Below are 25,497 nucleotides of genomic sequence, written 5' to 3'. Positions count from 1 at the left end.
GTTTAACATAAACTGATTTTTTAAGATGAAAACTTATATGCCCTTAAATGGGCTCAGGTGGAGTCGCAATAGCGGCTCTGCCAACTGTGATATGCCTCAAAGTGCCGTTTTCGGACGGCCTGGGGGGTACTTTTACGAGGTTTACCTTGTACAAGGAGCAACGCTGCTTGTTTGTCGTGAATGGATAACTAATGATTGGTTGTTTGTCATGTTAGGACTTATGGGTACAATTATTATGGCAAAAGGAATGAGCATGGTAAATAACTGGATAGTAAAACGTATTTGATTTTATGAAAGATAATCAATATGAAATATATTCCTGACGATATTGTAGTTAAAATTAATGGGCTTCCAATATTAAATGTTGCAGAGAAACTTGGACTTTCTGTAAACAGCAAAAGAACCACCCTTTGCTTTATGCATAATGACCGTTCTCCAAGTCTGCATTTCAATGTGAGAAAGAACACTTTTTATTGCTATGGCTGTTCAAGGGGAGGGAATGTTATATCTCTTGTCATGAATAGGTTAGGGCTATGTTTTGTGGATGCAGCACAATGGTTGATTCAAGCATATGGAATAGACGTTCCCTATGGCAGAAAAGATTATAGAAAGTTGAAAATTTCTGTTGCTTTACCAAAAGCCCAGAAGGTCAAATCCGAATATGTGCCTGACGTAGAATTGTTGTCATGGATAATGGATGTTGCGAAACTTTCTGACATCGCAAAGGATTTCCTCTTTCATGTCAGAAGATATAAAGAAGAGGTTGTAGAACAGAAAGGTATCAAATCTATTACCGATGCCAACAAATTTTATAAAGTTGTTGTTGATAGATTTGGACTCGATAGATGTAAAAAGGCAGGAATCGTAAAATGGAATTTCAAAGAGTATAGATATGAAACCGTCTTTGAATGTCCTTGCTTGCTGTTTCCGTTTTATGATGAACGTGGTATAATTTATACAATTCAAGGGCGCAGCTTGCGAGAATATCCAACCAATAGGTTTTCTTTTCCAAATCATTCAGATAGCTTTATTTTCAATCTGCAGGATGTTTTAAATGCTGATACCGAAACACCAATATTTATTGCTGAAGGTGGAACGGATTGTTTGGCTTTACTTTCGGAAGGTAAGAAAGCTATAGCAATACCAGGAGCAGGAGCGTTTAAAGAAGAATATATAAAGTATCTCAAGGATAAGAATCTGTTTATGTTTGCCGACAATGATGATTCTGGTAAGAGCTTATTTGCAAGAATAGATAAGGCCTTAAGAGTTTACGGCAATTATCTACATCAGATGATTTTGAATCCTAAATACAAAGATTATTCAGAATATTATGCAGAAAAAAGATAGCATCATATATGAAGTCGCCAATATTGAAAATCTTATATTGGCATGGAGAAAGGTAGAACAATCATTCCATCATGGTAATGTGTGGTTTGACGAAATCGAAATATCTAAGTTTAAGTTTTTGTTGATTGACAATGTAAGGAGAATACGACAGGACTTGTTAAATGGTACTTATAAACAGAAACCGCTTCTTCCAGCTCCGTTCCCTAAAGGTAACGATGTAGAAGGTAACCTTCAGGTAAGGCAGTCCTTTTTGGTGAGTGTTGAAGATCAGGTGGTCTGGATGGCTGTTGTTAATGTTATCGGTCCTGTTTTTGAAAGAGAAATGCCTGCTTGGAGCTATGGAAATAGATTAAACAACAAGGTCTGGAAGGAAGATGGAAAATGGAAAATAGGAGATGTTATGAAATCATCTACTCGTATTTATCGACCATGGAACCGTTCATGGCCATTGTATCGTAAGCAATTGGCTGCTTCTTTGAAGTGTATGGCTTTTGCTAATATAAAAGACATACCTGCTCTTACAGAAGAAGAACAACAAATAGCTGATGAAAATAATTCGATACAAGGAGAAAAATCTTATCTGAAACTTCCTTATCTTGAAAAGAATTATTTTGATATAAAAGCAGACAAGGAGAAAGGCGGGTTGTATTGGGCAGGTATAGACTTGGAAAAGTTTTATCAATATGCTACTATGCAGGAAATAAGTGGTATTATTTGTGACTATTATTCTGATGATGAAGATTTTTGTCGTCTCATAGAAGTACTCTCTGATTTTAAAATTGACACTCTAAATTACAGCCAAAAGGATCTTGAAAAAATCCAGTTAGAAAAAACCTTTTTAGGCTTGCCTACAGGCCTTGCTGTTGCAGGATTCTTAGCAAATGTTTTTCTTCTTGATGTAGATAAAAAAATTGTAGCTAAACTTGAAGGGAATAAGACCGTAATACATTTTCGATATGTGGATGATCATGTTTTTGTTTCTACATCCCCAATTGAGCTTTATAGATGGATAAAAGAATATGATGAACTAATCAAGAAAAAAGGTGTAAAGATTAATTTTGACAAACTTGAACCTAAAGAGTTGTCAAAAGATATATTTGTGCAAGAACTCTCTGACAATGAGATAGAAGAGAAGATGAAAAAGGCTTCTTTGGACCCATTTTATCCTTCTCCTCTCATTACAGAAACGCTCCAAAAAGTTTCTGAGATATCTGGGTTGAACTTGGATTTGCTTTCGGATAAAGAATTTGATATGGTATTCAAGGATTTGCAAATGTTGATGGTTGCTGATATTCCTGAGCAAGAAATTAAGAAGAATACTCGTGTTTCTTTTGCTTGTTCCATGTTGACCCGAATGGTTGCCGATTGGGATTGTGACTTGGAAAAGGTTTATGAACTCAGAAAGCAATGGATCGATCGAGTTAAGGTTTATGAAAAGAATTTGTCCGACAAAGAAAGAAAAGAGCAAAGTCAAAAAATAGATAGTATGTATCAGCTGGCCTTTTCTAATGGTACTATTGATAGATTTGATGAATTGATAGCTCAAATAAAGGGTTTACCTCTTGATTTGACGCCAACAACTGTTTTGAAAGATGTAATAAATAATGGAAGCGTTAAGTCTAATTCCAAAAAGGAAAAAATATATCGTTTGCTGACAAAGGCTATAATGGAGATACCTGATAAAAGTAAAATATGGTTGAGAGCATTTGATTATTGTACTTATAATATTCCTGAGAAAATTATAGATTTATATAAATTGCTTCGCCATATAGAAAATGAAAAGAAACTTCATCCCCTTGGATGTGAATATTTATATGCTATGCTTCACTTGCGGATGGCGCATAATCTGGTGAAAGCAATAAGTCGTCTATTGGAAGATCATTATATTACTCCTACTCAAAAAAGGAATGATAGATCTTTTATAGAGAGTGTTCTAAAAATTAAGCCAAAGGAATCAGAACATTATATAGTTATTGATTCTTTGGCAATTCTTAATACGACAAAGCTACTTTATAAGGCTTTCGTCAACAAACTTAATTTGTTAAAAATAGAAATAAAAGGTGATTTTGGAGATGATATTGTTTATCATGATGAGTCTTTGCCATTTAACTTTTGGTTGTTATGGGGATTAGATCTCATTAATTCTAAAGTGCCAACCTCTGACATGAAGATAAAGACTGTTTTTGGACAATATTTTAATAAAATTTGTCCAGAGAAGAGTTTCTTCTTACCTTTAATATGCAGATGTTTAATGGATTTCAAAGAGGCTGATTTTGAGAAAATACATTTTGCTAACCCACCATATTCTTTGCCAAAGGATTTTAATTCATTTGAGTTCTTTTATGTAATCAGCAAACTTCCAGAAGCTAAAAGTTTTGGAGAAAATTTTGAAGGATATGATAATTTCAAGACCCAAACTAAACCAGATGATTGTTCTAAAAACACTACTATATCTGTATGGTTAGATTTTTTGAATGGAGAATTGTTGAAGAATGAAAATTTTAGGCTTGATGTCAGATTCTCAGAATTAATGGCATCAAAAATTGCGTTGGCTATTAGTGAGGCTGCAAATAAAAAATTATGTGATGGAAAGAAAATAAAAATACATCCTCTTTCTGTTACTATCAGTACAAAGAAAAGAGATAAAAAATTTAGTGAATATGGTAGTTGGCATTATTGGAGAGACAATTCAGTACATGCTGAAATAAAAGATAAAACCTATATAGATGATACATGTTATTGTTATACAGACAAAGTTTTAGGAAATGTGTTGAGATCAGAAGAAGCTCTGTTATATGCTATTGGATTACTTTTCTTACAACTTCTTACAAAGCAAAAAGTGTTGCCATGGATATTTTATCGTCCAGAGTTTGGATTTGAATGGGATAGTGTATTGCTAAGAATACTTTATGATGGAGCAATTTCGACGAAAAACTATTTAATCGTTCGTTCCTGCCTTTCTGCTTATAATCGGGAAATTTTGAAGATGTTACATGATAATACAGGAGAAAACGATATTCCTCCTTTATATGGGGTTAAATGTCTTGGTTTACAGGATTTAATAAAGGAATTGAGAGATTCTGTCAGTATCTTGGAAGATAATTTAGTGTCTGTAGCAAATGAAGAGTCAAGACAATTGACTGAGATAAGCTTATATTGATATGAAAGAACATTTGAAATTGGCGATTATTCAACCTTCAACTGATGACAGCGTAGCTTGGAATTCGCATAATCCACGATATCCTTTTATGGATATATCGGAAGCTGCAAGAACTTGGCATCAGATTCATATAGCCCTATCGCAATATGAAAGCATGGTAGAGTCTGCTAAGCCTGATATAGTAGTGATTCCAGAATTGGTTGTCGCTAAGCAATATGAAAGGCAATTGAAGAAAATTGCGAGAAATATTGGGTCAATCATTATTGCTGGTCTTGATTTTAAGAAAGACAAACAAAAGATAAGTAACAAAGCAATGATTATTGTTCCAAGTCATTGGCCGCATAATAAGGGTACTTGTTTTGAAACAATACTCACTTTTGGTAAAAAATATGCGGCACGTAGAGAAATGAAATATGTGAATGGTGAATGGAATTCATGTGATAAATTTTATATTTTGGACACCAAGGAATATGGAAGAATAGGCTTTGCAATATGTGCTGATTTCTATGATATAGAAAGATATACACTATATAAGGGAAGAGTACAACATCTGATTATATTGGCTTTCAACCAAGATGTCAAGTCTTTCTATTTCTTGGCAGAGTCTATTTCCAGATTGGTATATTGTAATGTTGTAATCTGTAATACTGGTTATTATGGAGGCTCTGTTTGCTTTACTCCAGCAAAGGATGATTTTGAAAGATATTGTTATAAGCATGAGGGCAAGGAATTGTTTACTTCTCAAGTTGTAAAATTACCTGTCGAATCGCTTTGGAAGGCCCAAAACGAAAATTCCGATGCCCTAAAGAAATATAAAAGTCCTCCTCCGGGCTATAAATATTATAAAAAAGAAAATTTAAAAACAGAAAAGAAATGAATTATAGATGGCAAGAAACGATAAAAATCCTAATTCCTGGATTTTATCTTACAATTGGTATGTTGGTTTGTTTGCTTGTTGCGGATAACCCTTTGGGAAATGGTTTGTTTTTAGTTGCAGAAAAACTATCTGTATATGTATTAGTATTACTTCTTTTTGTCGCCTTTATTGTAGGTTTTGTGAATGAAGTAATCAGTGGCGAAATCGAATATTTAATGTATCGATTAGGAGTGCCTCGCCCTTCTCTTTTGATATTAAAAAATGTTTTTTGCAGGTATTGTGTTTATGATATTTCAAAATTAAAGGAAAAACTTAGCATAGACCATGACGAAAGAATTAATAATGAAAAGGCTGCTACCTGTTTAAGAAAAGCAAAGCAGTCTATAGACATGGAAATATGTAAAGAACTATATTATCAGTCTGTTTTATCCAGAAATCTTTTCGTCGCTCATTTGATAGTAGCTTTCTTGATACTTATCTTTGTTTCTTTCTCTTTCAAAATATTATTTTTTCTCTTAGTCTTATCTATTTTATTGGGGTGGCAATGGTGGAAGATGAATCTGGTTTATGTGAAGAATATCTTTGTTGAGTTTTTGAGAAGTAAGGATTAATTGCTTTTTAATAATATGAACATTTCCGACATCTTGATACTTCGCTTGTTCGTGTTGCGTATTGGTAAGAAAAATGCGAATCCGCTATATCGTATCTTCTATGGGGTGGTATCGCCTTCTGACGAGGTCATGAAGAAACCATCTGTGAGCGAATTTAATAAGTTGAAAAAATATTGTGATAAATGGTTCTTTGTGAGTACTGTCAAGATGGCAGGGGAGAAAACACGCATCTTAGGAGTGTATCAGGAACTTTTGCATGGTATTTCTATGAAAGATGCTTTTGCTCACATCGGTGTTGATACTTCATGTTTTGACTTTGATGTTTATTATCAGCAATCTTATGTTGAGGTTCCCTGGAATGTGGATAAGATTTCTTCGCAGATTATCTATTCCATGATGGCCTGCATGATGGAACCTGCTCGCTTGTTCGAATTGGACGGAAGGATACCAATATATGCTTCAAAAGGATTAAGCGATTTAGACAATTGGCTGCAAGAAAACACCCATCTCCCTTTCGGAAAGGATTATGACCATGTTGGTAATTTGGAAGTCCTTTTAACTCAAAGTCGGGATGCTTGTGGCAAACAGCTCATTAATTGCAGTCTCGTAGATGACAGGATGGGGCTACAAGTAGTGGTCAATAAAGAATTGTTGCATGGTGTTTCCCGTGTGGTGGTAAATGCTCGTATGATGTCTGATAATAAGGTGTTCTGTGATACGATTTCTTCTAAGGACACTGTCATGGGAAGTGATTTGAAAATAGATATACCTTCCAACATACCGATAGATTCTGTTTTTACAAAGGTGTGGCTTGGAGATGGTGCTACAAGTTGGTTGGTGTATGATTCGGCTCTTGCAATTATTAAGCAGATTTCCTTTACGATGACAGTTATCGGTCAGCAGATAAAAGCTTCTACAGACTGGTTGGAAAGATTAAAAAACAATCTTCCGGATAATAAAAAGTCTATCGTCAATAAAGCAGGAAGAATAGAGCATGGGGCAGAAGAAACACATATAGTAGGGAATAGGAAGAAAAGCTGGACAGATAGAGACAGGACTTTCAAGAAGATATTGAAAACTAAGGATATGTTCTTTCCTAAGGGCTGGAACTCTGAGAGTAATGAAATTGGGAAACTTTCTTTCTTAGAATGGTTCAAGGAACAATGTAAGGGCTGTTCTACTGTTTTCTTGCAAGATCCATATTTTGAGGATGTTGCCCTGTATTTCTTGGCATCTATCACAACAAGCCCTGAAATTGTTGTACTAACGCAAACTCGATTGAAAACAAATTCAGATAACACCAGCTCTTTTGTGCCAATCGATGAGGAGGGTGAGAGAAAGAAGAATATTTTGAATTACCTCAAGTCTTACCCAACTTTATTTGGAAGGATGAATCTAAAGATAATCGATGTTCCTGTGGGTAGTGCTATTCTGCATGATAGATATATGTTCTTTTATCGAGAAAATGGTAGTGTAGATGCTTTTGCATTATCCAATTCACTACAAGGGGCAACCAATAAGCAACCGCTGCTTGTTACTCAGATAGGAGGATTGGCTTGGGAACGCCTCAACGAATATATTTCAGAGCAGCTAAAACAATATAAAACGGAAATAATATATGATTCGCAGCAAAAGGAGAAATCACTTCCTGTAGATAAGAAAATCGCAGACAAAGGCTTCTATCTGTGGTTGAAAGGAATGTGCAAGGATGCCGATCAAATAGACTATAACAGAGTGCTGGAAGATATCTTGTACGGAAATACTTTAGAGAAAATCTCTACTGTTGGCTATTGTCTTGCAACGACATCTCATGAATATGACTTTGTCAAAAGGATAGTTGAAGTTTTCAAAAATGACAGAAGGCTGATAGATTTATTGAAAGACTACATTTTGGTGCATCATTATGAAGATTATCCTATTGGATTTATCGGATGTCGCATGGGGTATGCAAATCGAGATCTTTCTGAGTTATTAATAAAGGAGCAAGATGAACTACTGACTTTTTCATCAATGTATATGGTGAATAATTGTTGGGAAGAAATGTTTGGCTATGGAGTTTGGGGACAGTTCTTTGCCTGCAATATTCTTATAAAGATTTCAGGACGCGATGCTTTGGATGTTTTGAGACAATTACGCCCGACGTTGAAATCCATAAAGACGGATATTTCCATAGAGCCTGTGGCTAAGGTGTCTAACTTGTTGCTGCATGAAATATTTCAGTATGTTTTGTCGACTGATGGGGAAAGCCTCTTACAACTAATGCTAACTGATTATGAAGACTGGATGCGAGGTCTCGGTATGCTGGCTTTGGTGTCAAAAGAAGATGAGTCTTTTATACGTAAATGCATCGGCGTTCTGAATGAGGATGAGCAGATAAAACTGTGCCAGTTTGCGGTTATGAGCAATAGATCAAAATGTAAATTGTTGTATTATCAGAAACTTGTTAGTTTATTGTCTTCATGTTCTAAAGAAAAGTGCTTTGACATGTTTTGTCAGATTATGATGGCACCAACTGGAATAGATTCTAAATGCGGTTATGCAGAACATGTCGTCTCTCCATTGCTGTCAAAGGCTATTTTTAATAGAGATGAGGTAGGACGTTTGGTGTTTGATCAATTGTTCGACGGGGCTGTAGATTTAGATTCACATAAAAACAATCAAGATACGTTTGCAAAATTGTATTCCATAATAGGTGGAGATACAAAACAAGTTGTTGAAAAATCGCGGTCACTTTTGAAGAAATATTTGATAGCTAAGAATAAATATGTAGTCCATAGTTCGGATTCATTATATGATTATTCACACGCTTTGAAAAACCTGAAGTATATATTGGTGTCGGTGTGTCAAGGGTATCGTGAAAAATGGAATATTTCGTTACCAGAGATACAATCTGTAATTAACGATATAGATCAACGATTATCCAATGTGGGGATGATAGAGTAATCTTCCTTGAATAATACTTATGAATATATAAAAGTTATGAAACATAATCCAAGAGTTTTAGTTGTAGCCACTAGTAGAAAGACTCGTGGTGGTATTACTTCGGTAGTGAAAGCTCACGAGACTGGGGAACAATGGAAGAAATTTCATTGTCGCTGGATACAGACTCACAGAGATGGTCCAGCGTGGAGGAAAGTGTGGTATCTCGTTACTGCACTTATCGAATATATGCTGTTGCTTCCGTGGTATGATATTGTGCATATACATGTTGCTACGACTCAGTCTGCAAGGAGAAAAAAGATCTTCTTTGTATTGGCTAAGTTATTACATAAGAAGACTATTTTGCATTTTCATCCTTCAAATGAGAAATTCCTTTATGAGCCTAATAACCAGAAGCTGTATCGTAATCTCTTATCTAAAGCAGATCTGGTGCTGGTGCTATCTGAGCAATGGCGTAGATGGATAAAAGATGCTCTGGGCTTGACAGAACATATACAGGTGCTTTATAACCCTTGTCCGATAGTAGAACGTAAGCCAGAACTGAAGCAAAATGAAATTTTGTTTGCTGGAACGGTGATACCTCGCAAGGGATATGCTGACTTGATTCGGGGCTTCGCTAAGATCGCAAAAAAGCATCTTGACTGGAAAGTTGTGATTGCTGGCAATGGTGAGATAGATAAGGCTAAAGCTGTTGCAAAAGAGTGTGGTATAGAAGACCAAGTTGTGTTTTTAGGATGGGTGAATGGTCATGCTAAAGACCTTGCTTTCCAACGAGCTTCCATTTATTGTCTTGCAAGCGATGGCGAGGGCTTCCCAATGGGTGCGCTTGACGCCTGGGCCTATGGCATTCCTTGTGTGGTAACCCCAGTGGGTGGTTTGCCTGACATCGTGATTGATGGTGAGAATGCTTTGGTATTCCCTGTTGGCGATGTTGATGTTTTGGCAAACCAACTGGAAAGAATGATTAGTGATGATGCATTTCGTGAAAAAATTGCAAGTGCCTCTTTAGCGTTGGCACATACGACATTCAATGTCAAGAATCTTAATCGTGCTCTTGAGGATATTTACACTAAACTGTTGAAGTGATAAGAACACACCGCGAAAGATGAAATACAATAAAGATCATTGCAACATTCCCGGGTGCAACCATAGCATATATAGAAACTATATGTGCAAGGAGCACTATGACTTTTATTTGACCGATGATAAATGCAGGGAAATAAGTGATAATGTTATTGCGGTATATGAAGGAAAAGGTTCTTGGAAGCAAAAGGCATTGGCTTTTAGAGACAATGTCGTTCATCATGCTTTTGATTATCCTATGATACGGTACGAACATTTTCCGCTTGAACATGTGTTCTTGCTTGCTTTGCGTCGTTTTGACAAGCATGACAAGGAACGGTGTGCTCGCGTGATTGAAGATTTCGATATCCCTGCCAATGAAAATATTGCAATGTTCAAGAGGATTGTGAATGTACAAAATGTAGATGATGTGAAGATTAAACCTCTCGATTTTTACTTGCTTTCTAAGCAAGAATTGATATCGGTCGTTCCTTTCCTGATCTTTATATTTTGCGTTTTATCGTCTTATCTGTTGTTGCGTCTTGCACAGCCTTGGACAGGAGAGTTCTTTGGAATGACATATCAAGAAACAGTTTGTTTGTATAAACAGGTATTGCCTTATCTCTTGTTGTTGATGTTGGTTCTTTGGAGCGGAATTAGATTGGCTTCATTTTACAATTACTTTGCTCGTAGAGCTTACAATTTGAGCTTGTTTGAAAATGTTGATGGCAATATCAATATGCTAAGTCAGATAAAATATGTAAAGGACAGAAACCTAAAAGCTGGTTCTTATAAGTATTCTGTTTTGGGCAGCTTGATAGGAATCAGTTCGTTAGTTGTATACAACTATTTTTCTAACTCTTCTTTCCATATATGTTCTTTTGCATTTATGCTAAGTGGGGTGATGATGGTGGCATCGCTGCTTTATGTATACAACATGACTGTTTTGTATTTCCCTGTTTTTGAGGCATTAAAGCATCAAAAGTTAAAAATCGATTTATATAACCCTGACCACAATGGTGGACTTGCCAAGATTCACAACTTTCTTTTTAAGACGTTCGTTTATAATGAAGGCCTGATTCTCATAGTCTTGTGGCTCTGTTTTAAGTTCGCCAATTGGTGGGTTGGGTTTATTGTATCTCTGTTGTTCATAATGAGGGTAAACCATGCCAGATGGAGCGCAAAACTGTATATATCATCTCTGAAAGCTTTTTATAGAGCCAAAAAGGTTGAAAGAGAAAAGTTGCTCTTGCAGAATGATGACAAGGCTTTTGATAATGTTGAGAAGCTGGACAAATTGTATGGAGTCAAGGTCTTGAGATATGTATGGAACATTGCCCTTATCGTAGTGTTACCATATTTAACCAACAATGCTGATGACATAATTAAGTGGATAGGAACACAAATTCCTATTATCTGGAATGCAGTATTGATAAGATAATGTTTTTCCTAACTGAAAAAATATACAAAGTTCTTAATAAAAGCATGATTGTGTTATGGATATGATATTAAAATATGCAAGAGGTACATCTTATTCTCAACTATATAAAAATGAAGAGAATACAGTTAAATAGTTGATAAGTGGACTTCCTACATGTGAGTCTGTAATGTGATTGTCATTTTTAGTTCTCCAAAAGATAACATTCCGGCACTCTTAAATACTGTAATATCTCTTTTGAAGTGTAATAATCAAGAACATCGTAATTTAACCAAAGAGGCGAAGAGTAGAGGCTGTTTTTACAAAATTTCTAATCTTGCAAAAGAAATGATAGATGACGTGGTTTTAAAGATTGTAGCTAGCATATTAGTCAATAAAATAATATAATTGAATACAAACGAATCTGATAAAAAAGAGTTATAGTTATGTCAGTAGCTTCAACATTATATGGTTATCACGTCCAATATCTCTATACATTGTATCGGATATTGGAGTCTGCAGATTCTAAAGAGGTATTCATGCCTGAAGGAAGAGAAGATTTAGACATATATTTGTGTGGCAAAATTATTGAGACCGTACAGGTGAAATGTTATTCTGGGGCAATCGGGTATGCGGATCTGTTTTCCAAGGCAAAGTCCACTTCTTTGTTTTCTCGTGGCAAGGATAGTTTAGAAGCTAATTCTGAGGTTAAAATCTCGTTTGTGGCGGTAGGGCATGGCAATGACTGGGGGTTGATTTCTGATAAATTGACCAAGGCCTCGTCTCTTGTAAAGCTGCTCAAAAAAGAGGAAAGTCTTCATCTGGATTATGCTTCTTCCAAGAAACTGGCTTCCAAAATCCTATGGCAGTCTAAATCGGAAGCTGAGTTGGAAAACTGTGTTGAATCTGTCTTGAAGAATCGTTTTCCATCGATAGATCCTTTAATTGTAAAGGATTATTTGATTCAGTGGATTTGCTATCTTGTGATAAATCGGAAGTCTGCTACCTATGACGATTTGTGTTGCCAGGTTGGGCGGATTATTCAGCTTTCTGTGCGCCAAAAGGAATTCTTTACTCAATTTGGACTAACGGTGATTCCGCTTTTTCAGTCAGATTATCAAGAAGATGCTAATTCTGAAACATCTTATTATCAAGGTGTATCTGCAAAGGAATTTCATATTGCCAAGAATTATGATGTAGTAAGGGAAGAAAAGTTGCAACAGCTGTATGATAAGCTGAAAGACAATAGTCTCGTTTTCATAACGGGTGTCTCAGGTTCTGGAAAAAGCAGTTTGGCTTATCGCTTTTTGAAGATTTGTGGCTGTCCTTTACGATATGAGATTAAGTATGTAAATCAGAATAACATATCGCAGATTATTGCTACCATCAAAGACATTTCTAAAGGCTTGAAGAGTGAAGCTTTTGTATATTTAGATGTGCAACCATACGATACTTCATGGATTCAAGTGATAAATGAAATAGAGAATACTCCATATGTCAAATGCATAGTTACAATCCGACAAGATGATTGGAATAGATGTTTCAATAAGGTAAACACAACTCTTCATTTCTCTACTCTTGCTGTAGATTTAACTGAGTCTGAAGCAAGGGATATCTTTGATAATCTATGCGAAAGACGCTTGTGTCGTGTTGATATATTTGACGAGGCATGGAATGATTGCGGTCACCCTCAAACATTGCTCGAATATGTGTATTTCCTGACACAAGGTGTTCCTCTTAGATCAAGAATATCTGGACAGATAGCCAGTCTGGATAAAGATAATGCCTTCCTCCTTCAGTATGTAGCTGTGTCAAATGTCTTGCAGGGTAATATTTCTGTGGATGTCATTCGTAACTTGTGTCATCTTTCCCCAATAGAGTTTTCTCGATGTATAGACCAGATGAAAGGTGAATTTTTTGATTATAATGATGATGGGTTTTCAGATGTTCACCCCATTAGAACTCATATCATAGTTGAAGAGGTGTTTAGGAATTCTAACAATGGGTTATGGGAGATTGGTATGGAATTGTTTGAGCATATAAATGAAAACACCAATCCTTTGTTCCTTATGACCCTTTTAGATGAAGGTAAATATACGCCGGATTCTCTTTTAAGGGAACTGGATGGAAAGAAGATAAACTCTATGCAAGCGTATATTGTGGCAAGGACATTGGTGTGGTGTGGAGTGAAGTATTATATTGAAAACAATAAAGCTGCATTTGATTGGTTAAGGCAAACTGCGCCTCTGTGTTGGCAGTACTTGGTGCCTGTTAACTTCACGGAAATAGAACTTGATGAGTCTGTAGATAAAATGTTTGGTATCCATATTGGAATTACTATGGATGATGTTAGTAAAAGATTTTCATCGCAAACTGAAGTCTTTTACTTTTTACGTAGATGGCTTGATAGTTCTATTTTCTTGGAGAAACCTAACGAGTGGCGTGACTATTATTGGTTGGCAAAATTCTTAATAATATGTAATCTACAGCTCTCTTACAAGCCTGATTTCTCAGAGTTTATGATAGAGGCTGAAAATTCGAATGATTTGGATGAGATGGCAGATGTACTTCTTGGTCTTAAACTGGCTGGTTATGATTCTACCACATATAATCAACTTGAAGAAAACTTCGTTAAGCAATTTCGAATCCAAAATAATATCTTGGAGTTTGGTATTTATAATAATGAGGTCAAATGTATTTCTTTCTTCGATTATTTTACTGCGGGAGAACATTATGGAAATGGGGATATGATGCATAACATTAATATGCATCATATTGATTTGCTTAGGAAAGCCTTTACTAATGCAGATGTATATCATTCAGAAATTATAAAAGATGATATTTTTAAAGATATAGATTTGCCTTTTGAAAAACATATAAGTAGAGGAAACCTGCCGCTTGACGAGATGCAAGAACCACGCATAATGATGGTGCATCTATATGAAAGAAGCTATGTTCTTCCGTCCAGAAAGGCTTATTGTGACCAATTAATTACTTTGCGTAAACTATTTGTTGATGTTATAAAAGAATATTGGCAGGCTATAGATGAGATTCACAGGGTTGATAAAGCGCACAATGTCAAAATGGACTTTGCTTATAAAAATGTGTGTGATAAGATTTTAAATGTTAACATAGAGTTGCCTGTATCTGAAATAAATAGATTCGGATTAGGTTATGAAAAAAATAAAGAGGAGAATGATGATGTCAAACGTTCAAAAGATAATTTGAAGGAATTAAACTCCTTTTATTCACATTATTCTACTTGTTTGACAATCTTCTTCAGACAGTGCTACCAACCCTCACTTGGGTTTATCAATGAAGTACAAAGAATGACTATGTTATTGTCGGATGCCCAGGAAAAGATGAGAAAAATGCAAAACTTATTTCATCAGGTCTTTGATGGTTATGTTGACGGCGTTGAGATCAAACAACTTGATGAGAGGGAAAATTATCAGATGTTGTGCCTTATAACTGTTTATCAATGGTTGGCTCATAAGAAGCCTTATATGTCTTGCAGACAATTATTAAAGCAGATAAAGCCTAAGAAGCTGGCGGATTGTCAAACATTTGATTTGAATGATAGTGTAAGCGAGAACGAGTCTTCGTCAATTGCTGAAGCTATCGAAAATTTAGAGCTGCTACGGAACCTTCAGTTGAATAATATTTATAGTAGATGCTCTCATCTTGATGTCTTGGCAACACAAATCGTTGACAAGTATCTTCAACGATATGATGATACGATAGAGAGTATGAGAAATATATAATAATTTGCTGTTTATTTCAAAGGATGATTATAAATTCTCATTTCTTTACCTTTTTGCACGAAAGTTATGACGGTTATTATCTTTGTTATCTAAAAAGAAATTCATGTTGGAAATCTTATGAAAAAAACTAATGTATGAAAATCTTAATCAATGCATACGCTTGCTCTCCGGGTATGGGGAGTGAGCAGGGAATGGCATGGAACTGGGTGAGCAATCTCGCCAGGTTCTGTGAGTTGTATATTATTACCGAAGGGGAGTTTCGGGACAAAATAGAGGAGGTGGTGCCTACCTTGGAACAGGGGAAGAACATGCACTTCTATTATAATCCGGTATCGGAGGATATCAGAAAGATGTGCTGGAACCAGGGTGACTGGCGTTTCTATAAGTATTATCGGGAATGGCAGTGGAAGACGTATCTCTTGGCTAAGGATATCTGTAAGGTGGAGAAGATTGATGTACTGCATCAGCTCAACATGATCGGATTCCGTGAGCCAGGCTATCTCTGGAAACTGTCGCAAGAGAATGGGGTGCCGTTTGTTTGGGGTCCTATAGGTGGCCTGAAACAGTTCCCTACGGCTTACCTGCAGGGTGCTGGCTTGAAAATGAAAGTATTCAACCGCTTGAAGAACTTCCTGAATATCTGGCAATTGAAGCATGATAAAAGGGTAGGTAAGGCTTTCAAGACAGCTAAGGTGCTGGTTAGTTCCATCCCTGACTCTTATCGTGCTATCAAGAAGTATAAAGGGTTTGAGTCTGTTGTCATTCCAGAAACCGGTTGCTTCTTGTCGGATAATGTCTCTATGGATAGATTCGATGATCAAGAGTTTCATGTAATGTGGGTCGGAAAATTTGATTTCCGTAAGCAGTTGCCGTTGGCATTAAGAGCAATTGCCATAGCGAGTAATCCAAATATTGTCTTAGACATTTTTGGTGGTGGTTCAGATGAGCAAATAGCTTCGGCAAAAAAACTTGCAGATTCTATCGGTATTAAAGAAAAGGTTGTATGGCATGGCAATCAGCCAAACGATGTTGTTAATACTGCTATGCGAAATGCTCAACTTTTCTTTTTCACAAGTGTTAGCGAAGATACTTCTACCGTAGTGTTGGAGGCTATAAGTAACCATGTGCCTGTGGTTTGTTTTGATGCTTGTGGTATGGCGGCAGTTATTGACTCCAATGTCGGCAGAAAGATTCCTCTGTCCAATCCGGCACAATCCGCCAACGACTTTGCCCGCATCCTTAACGAACTGGAGCATGACAGGGGCTTGCTTAAACAGCTGTCAGCAAACTGCAGGCAGAGACAAATAGAATTGTCTTGGGAAGAGAAGGCTAAGACAATGATGGAGTGGTATGAGAAAATTTTAAGGAAATAATAAGATGTTCAGACTTAAAGAATTAGATATTTTAGGCAGCAAGGCGGAGCTTGCCTCGCTGCCAGAGGGCAAGTTGCTTATCAACACGATAAATGCCCATTCTTATAATACGGCCCGCAAGGACTCGCTCTTTGCTGAGGCGCTGACAAATGGTGATGTGCTTATTCCTGACGGGGTGAGCATAGTGAAGGCCTGCCGATGGATAAAGGCGAAGAGCTTGCCCAAGGAGCGTATAGCAGGATGGGATCTTTTCGAGTTTGAAATGGGGAAGTTGAACGATAACCATAACGAAAACCATAACGAAAAAAAGAAGAGGGTTATGTTTATGGGTAGCTCGGAGAAGGTGCTGGAGCTGATTCGCAGGAAGGCAGCTGAAGTATATCCGAACATCGAGGTGGTGACTTATTCTCCTCCTTATAAGCCGGCATTCACGGATGAGGACAACAGGGCTATCGTGGAGGCTATCAATGCTGCTGCCCCAGACTTGCTTTGGATAGGCATGACTGCTCCTAAGCAGGAGAAGTGGACTTACTCGCATTGGAATGAACTGAACATTCATTGCCATGTGGGTACCATCGGTGCGGTGTTCGACTTCTTTGCCGGAACGTACAAGCGTGCGCCGCAGTGGTGGCAGGATCACTCGTTGGAATGGCTGTATAGATTGATAAAAGAGCCGAAACGCATGTGGAAACGGTATGTATTGGGCAATCCGTTGTTCTTATGGAATATTACGCTTGAAGCAATTGGTATAAGGTGAATTGTGATGAGACTTGAATTTGAGTTTATACAAGTGGCCATGGGATTGAGGGAACGGCTATCGGCTGTTCCTTCTGTCCATGAATGGCAGGTGTTGTTTGAGTTTTGCAAACGGCAGTCTTTGCTTGGTATTGGCTTTGCTGCTGTGGAGAAATTGCATGAGGTGGGTGTGGAATGTCCTGCCGATATTCGTTTGCAATGGTACGGATATGCCTTGAAAATTGAGCGGATGAATGAAAAGCTCAATATGCAGTGTGTGGAGATTACCAAGCAGTATGAACATGATGGATTGCAATGCTGCATACTAAAAGGGCAAGGGAATCTGTTGAATTATCCTGAAGGGTTAAGTATAAGACGTATGCCTGGGGATATTGACGTGTGGGCAACACCGATTAAGTATTTAATTCACACGGAAAACACGGAGGGGCACGGATGTCCGAAGGCAGACGATGTGGGAGAACGTGAATCATCGGAATTTAAACAGAATTTAAACGGATGTCCGCAAGCGGACGATGGAGGAGAACAAGAGTTGATTAATGATGATCGATTATTCACACATAATATATTTTCAGCGGTGTTCATCAAGCTACGCAAGTTCTTGATTACTGATGGTGTTCACACGGAAAACACGGATGGGTACGGAGGTCCGCAGGCGGACGGGGGAATTAAGATTGCGGTTCAAACGGGGAAGAACAAGGTAGAATATCATGGTCATAAGGCGATTCGTGAGTATGTGAGGATGCAGTATAGGCTTCACGGGATTGATGCAAAGCCTAAGGTTTACTATCATCATATCGAGGCTCCATCAATGGATGGCACGGAGGTGGAGGTGCATTACCGTCCTGCATTTCTCAGGTCACCACTGAGGAACTGGAGGATGCAAAGATGGTTTGAGCATCATACTGACGAGTGTATGAAGAATAAGACTCATCTCGGCTTTTCTATGATGACCTCTTCTGTAAACGTGGTATATCAGATGTGTCACTTATATACTCATGTTTTTGAAGGAGGCGTTGGCTTGCGCCAACTGATGGATTATTACTTCGCTCTACGTGTGTGGCATAACGATGTGATGGGGTGCAAGGACGTGCAGACGAAAGAGATGTGGAACGAAGGGCTGGGAACGCCTGTGATGTCGAAGGAGGAGGTGATGGCGGTGATACGGTCGTTTGGGATGGGGAAGTTCGCAGGGGCCGTGATGTGGGTGCTCAACGAGGTGTTTGGTGGGGCTAACGAAAACGATAACGAAAACGAAAATGGTCCACGGAGGACACGGAGGGAAGCGGATGGAGGTCCGCAAGCGGACGGGGGAGGTGAACAGCAATTATCAGAAATTGGACAGCAATTAAAAGAAAAAATCGTTTTTGCGCCTTGGATGATTTGTGAGCCGAATGAGAAGGAGGGGAAGAAATTGTTGGAGGAGATAATGAAAGGAGGGAACTTTGGGCAATATGACACTCGGGATGCTGCGCTGAAAAAAGGTGGAATGATGAAGCACGGAATTTGGAAACTGAAGCGGGTGATGAGACTCGTGAGAAGTTATCCAGAGGAGGCTCTGTGGGAGCCGGTGTTTAGGGTGTGGCACTTGGGATGGAGATTGATGAATGATTAATGATGAATGATTATTGATTATTCGCAAGCTCATCAAGCTGCGCAAGTTTCTGATTACTGAGCTTGAGCAATCTTCAGGTGATGAACATAGATACAGCAGTCGGCATACTGTCTCAGATGCAGTTTCTTAGTAAAAAGCGAAATGCGTTTCCTGAATTTGACGAAGTCAGTCGCCTTGTCCAATGTTGTATTGGGCATGGTTATTTGTGGTGGAGAGAAACGAAAAATAAGTGTGAAATATTGTAGTGGAAGGTTATAAGCCGCAGGACTTTAGCTTTTTTTACCGCAGAGAAAAATTAGTACAACGAATAGAAAGATATTTATTATGAACTTAAAAATTAAGGTGTCAAATCCGTTTTTGCCCAACTATGTTAAAGAAGTTGATTTCGAAGACTTCGAGCGTATTGATGTGGGAATAAAAGGAGAAATGGATTCAAACCACTTTTTGTGGAAACTTTGGCATTTATTTGACTTGCAATATGCACCTTCTAATGGTAAAGGTTTTGCTCCATGGGCTTATCTACCACAAAGGTATATTGGAAAGAAAAATCAAATATTGGTTTTGGGAAATATCAATACTGCTTTGGGTAATTTCCATGTGGCGATTTCTTATGTTACAAAAGGTGATATCGATAGTATTTGCTTTTATTCTGGCATTCATAATGATAAACCTACATATAAGAAACTTCGTGCTATTGTTTTACAAGCTAAGAATGAAATAAATCAGTTGGAAACATTCCATTATCAAGTGGAGCTGTTTAGTAAGTTTGACAAACTTAATTTCCATACATATATAGGTAATCACTTTAAGCTGTATTCTCAAAATGAGAAAATATATGTTTCTTTTGATGTAACTTGTGCAGACAAGTATGAAGCTTATCATATAGGAATGGAAAGAATGAAATATTTGGTTGCATTCTTGGCTGTTGAGACAAATATTTTATTTGATTATCCTTTTATAGAAAATTCTTCTATGGTAGATAACATAACGGAAGAACAACCTGTATTTATGCAGAACTATATAGATGGTTATTCTATTTCGGGTGATACTGTTCTTTTGTCTAAAGAAGGCTTTCAATTCTTAGATCAATTTATCTTTGTTGAGAGAGACTTGTGTCTGACACATTTGGTTAAGTATTTCCTATTGGGGTGCATACATGTTCAAGATGGCATGAAAGAGCAAGAGGATTTTGATGATGTTGTAAAGGTTACATTCCCAACTTTGACTTATGCAGCCATCAGAAAGCAAGTGAAAAACAGGCAAGAAAAATATACTCATTGTATTATGCATTATTTATCAGCCGTTGAAACTGCTTCTTTTGAGGATGGCGACCATGAGACATGTGCTTGTTGTGGTGCTGTTAAGTATAAAATTGGAGCAAGAGTGAAGGATTTTATTACTAAGTATTTTAACGAGAAATTGGGAAATATTTACAAAGGATTGTATAATATACGATCTAAGTATTTACATACAGGAATACTTTCTACAAGTGGCGACTTCTTGAATGTACGCCCTCTTTTGGATATTGGTACGGATTTGGGACTTTTTGATGCTTCTTTTGTATCAGTTAGAGCCAATGGTTATGTTTCTTTGGTGTCAGCAATGAATATAAAAGAATGGACAACTTTTGGTATGCGTTGCTTTTATCATGAAAAAATGTATGGTAATAAAAATTATGAAGTAGAAGAGTCCTATAACAATAATTCAGAAGACTATATCAAGCATTTTTCGGATATCGTTTTGAAATCCAATGTGGAAGGTCTTGAAATAACAGGTATAGAACCAACGTAAATAATGGTATAAAACTTTAAAGAGGGTCAGGGGACAGGTACCTGAACCATCTTCTGATTGGACTGATGTCCGCAAGCGGACGGGGGAGGGGAACAAGTTTTGATTAATGATGAAAGATTATTGATGAATGATGGTGTTCATACGGAAAATGCGGAGGACACGGAAATCCGCAAGCGGACTTTGTGGGGAAACGTGAATCATCGGAATTTAAACGGAATTTAAACGGAGGTCCGCAAGCGGACGATGGAGGGAACAAGTTTCGATTAATGATGAACGATGAATGATGGTGTTCACACGGAAAATGCGGAGGACACGGATGTCCGCAAGCGGACGGGGGAGAACATGAATCATCGGAATTTAAACGGAATTTAAACAGAGGTCCGCAAGCGGACGGAGATGGGGAACAAGTTTCGATTAATGATGAAAGATTGTGGATTATTGATGATTGATTAATAGGTTTAAAGAGTAAATAATGCAATGAAAAAAGAATTATTTGGTTATATATTGATGCTGCTTGCTGTATGTATTATTATTGGTTGTACAGCTGAAATTGATGCCTCGGCAGCTTCATCTTCATCAGCAAATTTAGCTGTGCTACTTGAATATTGTTTGGGAGCTCTCTCACTTCTTCTGGTTTTGGCGATAAGAATCGTTGGTATCACTTTTTTTTCGCTCGGTATTATTGAGATGATAAATGACCAATATACTTTCGTAATACCTCCTATAGTATTTATGATTATAGGTACTCTTATTATTTTTATTGGTTATCGATCAAAGCCTTATGAACCTTTAGTGAGAATAGGTAAGCTTAAAAGGATTCCATGTGAGAAGACTGATAAGAAAAAGCATATTTTGCAAATCGCATTAGAATGGGCTGTTGGAGTTAGTGCATCGTTGTTTGCTTCTTGGCTTTTGCAATGATGTCAATGATAGTGCAAGATAAGATAGGCTTCGTCTTGCCTGTATGGCGATATGTACTCTACATCGGTCAATGTTTCCGGCACATAATACATAATCCTTGACCATAAAAAAGTAATCTCGTAAATGCAGAAAAAAGGGGGGCGTTATAATGGTCGTTTACGGTTCAATCGAGAACTCACCGAATTTTGAGATATTATATAGTATATGATTAACATAGATAAAACAAACATATGGATTCGCATCAATGTGAATTCTTATAGTATTTTGGAAGGAACAGATGATTTAGTGAATGAACTAAAAGAGAATTGTCCTGTTCAATTTAGAAAAGAGTGGCATCCTGCAGCTTGCGAGGGAACAGAAATTATATTCCAATTCTTTGCGGACATTAATTTACGCTCATTCTTATCAAATGTAGTGTTGCCAGGAGTGGCGTTTGACATAACAAAAATCATCTTCAAGAAAGTTTGGAATGCACTTCAACGTTTTATTGAATGTAATAGGGCTATAGATATTCAAAGTCTTGAGTTTCTTTTCAATGATATAACAATTAGTATTGAGAATGTAGGGAAGAATAATTACCTCAACTTAATTCAACTGTTTCAAGAATTATATAGGCATATCAAAATACTGGAATCTAAAGGTATCAAAGAAATCAGTTTGATTAGACTTCCAGTAGTAGGTGAAGAATCTGTTGGATTAGACGTACAAGAAGAAGTGAAAAGCGGACAAAAGTTCACTGATTGTATTTGGTTCGTTCAATTTGGTTTAGGTTGCGAAAATTGTTACTATAACAGTAATACTGAAGATATTATTAATGACTAGTTGATTGAGTTACAAAAATGAAGTTACTCATCCATACGTTTCAATTCTACCTGTGTCTTCTTGCCATAGGCTTCTCCTCGGGGGACAAGATATCTGAAGAATACAGTGTCATTGACGATTTCAATATGGAATGTAAAGAATGCACGATAGTCGCCTATTCGGATGCGATAGACGTTGCGATAGCCGACAAGTTTCTTGCAGTTGGTAATGTCTTTAATGCTTTCGGCACTCTTGACTTCCGCAATGACTCTTCGCACGGAGTCAAGCATCTTGCCGGAAAGTTTCTTAACGGACTTTTTGAAGTCCTTGGAGTAATCTACATTCATACGCCTAACCAATCTTCAAATTCTGCCTTTTCCTGTTCGTTGAGCATGACGTGTCCTTCGGGACGTTCCTTACTCAGCTTGGCATATAGACGTGCGTCCTCGTAATTGTCTGCTATATCGGAAAGCAAATGTTCAATATAGTTCTTAAGGTTCGTTCCGTTCTCAATAGCCATGATGGAGAGGGTCTTGAAGGTGGACTCATCAAGATTGATGATCTTTCTTTTGGATGGTGTTAATGTCTCTGTTTTCATAAGTCATATGCTTTAATTCAGCTGTAAAGATATATAATATATTTCGTATATACGGCATATATGCCCAAATAATTAACGTTAATTACATAAATCATGTAGTACTGATGATTGATGACTGATTACTGATTACTGATGATTGATTATTGATTGTCTTCACACGGAAAATGCGGATGAAACGGATGTCCGCAGGCGGACTATGTGGGGGAATGTGAATCATCGGAATTTTAAACGGAATTTAAACGGAGGTTCGCAAGCGGACTCTTTTTGAGAACGGCAATTAGAAATGATAAATATCCACAGATGACACAGATGGACACAGATTTTTTTGTCCGCAGGTGGATGGGGGAAGGAACAAAGACTTCGATGTGATGAAATTGCTGATAATTATCAAAAACAAGGGTGAAATATGAAAATATGGTCAAGTCTTGACCAAAATTCAAAATGTAATTGTATCTTTGCAGCGAATTTGCGATGAATCTGGTTAACTCTTAACCAAATCCTAGCAGATTAACATGGGGCACTTGACCAATATGAATATATGAATAAGGAACAGATTTTAGAAATAATAAGGTGTGGAGAGAATAGCCGCGTGCAATTCAAGGAGCACTTTACTACCCAAAAGCAGATGGCAGAAGAGCTCGTGGCCATGGCTAATGCCAAGGGTGGAATGATAATTATTGGCTGCAAAGACAAGACGGGTGAGATTGTGGGGCTGAGTTATGATGAGGTTCAGGTGGCAAGTCGAGAGTTGGGAAATACGGCGCAGGAACATGTGAAACCAACTATCTACCTGCAAACGGAGACGATTCCGGTTAATGAAGACAGGTCTATATTGGTGGCGTATGTTGATGAAGGAGTTAACAAGCCATACAAGAATCTGTCGGGCGACATCTATGTGAAGCAAGGAGCTGACAAGCGCAGAGTGACAGAGAATGCCGAGATTCTGCGCCTGTTCCATCAGTCAGGTACGTATTATCCTGACCATGAAAAAGTGAGAGGAACGAACATGGCTGATGTTAACCGTAGTTTGGTGGAAGAGTATTGCACGAAGAATTTCGGCAAACCTGTGGACGATATGGGAGTGCCTTACGAGCGGTTGTTGGAGAATCTGCATATCCTGGCATCAAATGGCGAATGTACCTTGGCTGGCCTGCTGTTTTTCGGACTCGCACCTCAGCAATATATGCCTTCGATGATGATCAAGGCTGTGGCGTTCTATGGCAACGATATGGGTGGGCTGGAGTATCGCGACAGCAAGGATATTGTGGGAACGGTGCCTCTGCTATTCGAGCAAGGTATGTCGTTCCTAAAGGCGAATCTGCATAGTGTACAGGCTGGTCAGGGATTCAACTCTGTGGGGAAATTGGAGATTTCGCAGATTGCTTTGGAGGAAATCCTTCAGAACGCCTTGGTACACAGGGAGTATATAGCCAATGCACCTATACGCATCCTGATTTTTGACAATAGGGTGGAGATAATCAGTCCGGGTACATTGCCTTCAGGGATGACGGTGGATGACCTGAGGTTCGGTAATACGTTGCAGAGGAATCCGCTGATGGCTCAGTTTTGTTCACGCACCATGCAATACAGGGGCATCGGAACAGGTATCCTGCGTGCTATCAAGGAGGGGGCACAGATGGAATTCGACAACTCTGAATCGGGCAACCAGTTTGCAGTGAGGTTCAGACGACCTGTGGTGGGAGTCGCCACTTCTGCCATGGAGGGCGCCAAGGGTGTGAATCTGATGGATTTGTATCCCGACTTGACAGAGCGATGTCCGAAGCTGCCAAAGACGGAGCGGAACAATGCGCGTGTGGTGCTTCACCTGTGCGAGCTGCCGAAATCAGTGGTGGAGTTGATGGAGGCCACGGGCTATGAGAGCCGCACTTCATTCCGTCGCAAAATTCTCACCCCACTGTTGGAGGCTGATCTGCTTAAACCCGTGCTTGGAGATAAGAACAGCCCTAAGCAGAGGTATATTTTGCAAGACTCTGCTTTGATGTCTTGAAAAACAATCTATCATCGGGACAGGTCGCTGTACCCATAATGAATAGCAATTAATGTCATATGGACTATAAGAATAAATCCTATTGGACATTCCAGATTGAGACAAGTCGATTTGGCGGCGTGATGGGAGCAAGTTGCGATTATGTCACAGAGGAGAATCGGGAGGCATGGCAGAAAATCATGGAGACGGAATGTCATCAGGGCTATGGGATATTCAATAAGAAAATGCTATAGGAATGACCGAAACAATAGACCAATGTTTTCGATATGAAAGGACAGGATTCGATAAGTTCAGCTAAAAAAGATGAGATGAGACGTTATTTTTGCTGTAACCACGGATAAAGATAGTATGAAAGATTAAATTATACCCGAGGGCAAGCTTTTGTACCGTCTGTCGTCATTTGACAGATGTCCCCAGAAATGAGGGATAAAAAATGTTTGTTTGTTACGCTTACGCTCT

Annotated in this window: 18 protein-coding genes; 16 read left to right on the top strand and 2 right to left on the bottom strand. The window is 38.0% G+C overall.

Annotated features, from left to right (window positions below; all coding sequences use genetic code 11):
• Positions 1-306 precede the first annotated feature (306 nt).
• The 14 genes from CIL02_RS01205 (at position 307) to CIL02_RS01140 (ending at position 22,453) form a co-directional block, all read left to right on the top strand.
• Positions 307-1,347, top strand: a complete 1,041-nt coding sequence (locus CIL02_RS01205) for a CHC2 zinc finger domain-containing protein (protein ID WP_094398664.1) — start codon at positions 307-309, stop codon at positions 1,345-1,347.
• On the top strand, positions 1,331-4,507 hold the full coding sequence (locus tag CIL02_RS01200) for an RNA-directed DNA polymerase (protein ID WP_094398663.1): 3,177 nt from the start codon (positions 1,331-1,333) through the stop codon (positions 4,505-4,507). The genes CIL02_RS01205 and CIL02_RS01200 overlap by 17 nt, the downstream gene beginning before the upstream one ends.
• Position 4,508: 1 nt before the next feature.
• A complete protein-coding gene (locus CIL02_RS01195) occupies positions 4,509-5,384 on the top strand; it encodes a hypothetical protein (protein WP_094398662.1) in 876 nt (291 codons plus the stop codon).
• Positions 5,381-5,995 (top strand): hypothetical protein, encoded by a 615-nt coding sequence (locus CIL02_RS01190; RefSeq protein ID WP_094398661.1) that lies wholly within the window; start codon positions 5,381-5,383, stop codon positions 5,993-5,995. Before CIL02_RS01195 ends, CIL02_RS01190 begins: the two co-directional genes overlap by 4 nt.
• Positions 5,996-6,010: 15 nt before the next feature.
• A complete protein-coding gene (locus CIL02_RS01185) occupies positions 6,011-8,938 on the top strand; it encodes a VPA1262 family protein (RefSeq protein ID WP_094398660.1) in 2,928 nt (975 codons plus the stop codon).
• A gap of 36 nt (positions 8,939-8,974) precedes the next feature.
• Complete coding sequence (locus CIL02_RS01180) at positions 8,975-10,021, top strand: glycosyltransferase family 4 protein (RefSeq protein ID WP_094398659.1); 1,047 nt, start codon at positions 8,975-8,977, stop codon at positions 10,019-10,021.
• A 19-nt stretch (positions 10,022-10,040) separates the two neighbouring features.
• Positions 10,041-11,438, top strand: coding sequence for a hypothetical protein (locus tag CIL02_RS01175; protein ID WP_141210074.1), 1,398 nt, complete (start codon positions 10,041-10,043; stop codon positions 11,436-11,438).
• Positions 11,439-11,860: 422 nt separating this feature from the next.
• The gene (locus CIL02_RS01170; protein ID WP_141210073.1) at positions 11,861-15,178 is read left to right on the top strand and encodes a hypothetical protein; all 3,318 of its coding nucleotides are present in this window, start codon (positions 11,861-11,863) and stop codon (positions 15,176-15,178) included.
• Between the two features lie 134 nt (positions 15,179-15,312).
• Positions 15,313-16,551, top strand: coding sequence for a glycosyltransferase family 4 protein (locus tag CIL02_RS01165; protein ID WP_094398656.1), 1,239 nt, complete (start codon positions 15,313-15,315; stop codon positions 16,549-16,551).
• A 4-nt stretch (positions 16,552-16,555) separates the two neighbouring features.
• Positions 16,556-17,308 carry a WecB/TagA/CpsF family glycosyltransferase gene (locus CIL02_RS01160; RefSeq protein WP_094398655.1) on the top strand — a complete coding sequence of 251 codons (753 nt, stop codon included), beginning with the start codon at positions 16,556-16,558 and terminating at the stop codon, positions 17,306-17,308.
• A 6-nt stretch (positions 17,309-17,314) separates the two neighbouring features.
• Complete coding sequence (locus CIL02_RS01155; protein WP_094398654.1) at positions 17,315-18,919, top strand: nucleotidyltransferase family protein; 1,605 nt, start codon at positions 17,315-17,317, stop codon at positions 18,917-18,919.
• A gap of 324 nt (positions 18,920-19,243) precedes the next feature.
• The gene (locus CIL02_RS01150; protein ID WP_094398653.1) at positions 19,244-20,710 is read left to right on the top strand and encodes a hypothetical protein; all 1,467 of its coding nucleotides are present in this window, start codon (positions 19,244-19,246) and stop codon (positions 20,708-20,710) included.
• A gap of 477 nt (positions 20,711-21,187) precedes the next feature.
• Positions 21,188-21,631 (top strand): hypothetical protein, encoded by a 444-nt coding sequence (locus tag CIL02_RS01145; RefSeq protein ID WP_094398652.1) that lies wholly within the window; start codon positions 21,188-21,190, stop codon positions 21,629-21,631.
• A gap of 204 nt (positions 21,632-21,835) precedes the next feature.
• On the top strand, positions 21,836-22,453 hold the full coding sequence (locus CIL02_RS01140; protein ID WP_094398651.1) for a hypothetical protein: 618 nt from the start codon (positions 21,836-21,838) through the stop codon (positions 22,451-22,453).
• Positions 22,454-22,476: 23 nt separating this feature from the next.
• On the opposite strand, the gene CIL02_RS01135 is transcribed toward CIL02_RS01140, so the two are convergent.
• Together CIL02_RS01135 and CIL02_RS01130 are read right to left on the bottom strand one after the other, a co-directional pair.
• Positions 22,477-22,779, bottom strand: a complete 303-nt coding sequence (locus CIL02_RS01135) for a type II toxin-antitoxin system RelE/ParE family toxin (RefSeq protein ID WP_094398650.1) — start codon at positions 22,777-22,779, stop codon at positions 22,477-22,479.
• Positions 22,776-23,030, bottom strand: a complete 255-nt coding sequence (locus CIL02_RS01130) for a hypothetical protein (protein ID WP_094398649.1) — start codon at positions 23,028-23,030, stop codon at positions 22,776-22,778. The genes CIL02_RS01135 and CIL02_RS01130 overlap by 4 nt, the downstream gene beginning before the upstream one ends.
• Before the next feature lie 538 nt (positions 23,031-23,568).
• Between CIL02_RS01130 and CIL02_RS01125 the strand changes: the two genes are divergently transcribed.
• Both CIL02_RS01125 and CIL02_RS16195 read left to right on the top strand, forming a co-directional pair.
• A complete protein-coding gene (locus CIL02_RS01125; RefSeq protein ID WP_094398648.1) occupies positions 23,569-25,038 on the top strand; it encodes an RNA-binding domain-containing protein in 1,470 nt (489 codons plus the stop codon).
• A gap of 59 nt (positions 25,039-25,097) precedes the next feature.
• On the top strand, positions 25,098-25,271 hold the full coding sequence (locus CIL02_RS16195) for a hypothetical protein (protein ID WP_170934977.1): 174 nt from the start codon (positions 25,098-25,100) through the stop codon (positions 25,269-25,271).
• Positions 25,272-25,497 lie beyond the last annotated feature (226 nt).

The sequence above is a fragment of the Prevotella sp. P3-122 genome, assembly GCF_002251365.1.
Lineage (GTDB): Bacteria > Bacteroidota > Bacteroidia > Bacteroidales > Bacteroidaceae > Prevotella.
This window is presented reverse-complemented; position numbering and strand designations above follow the sequence as displayed.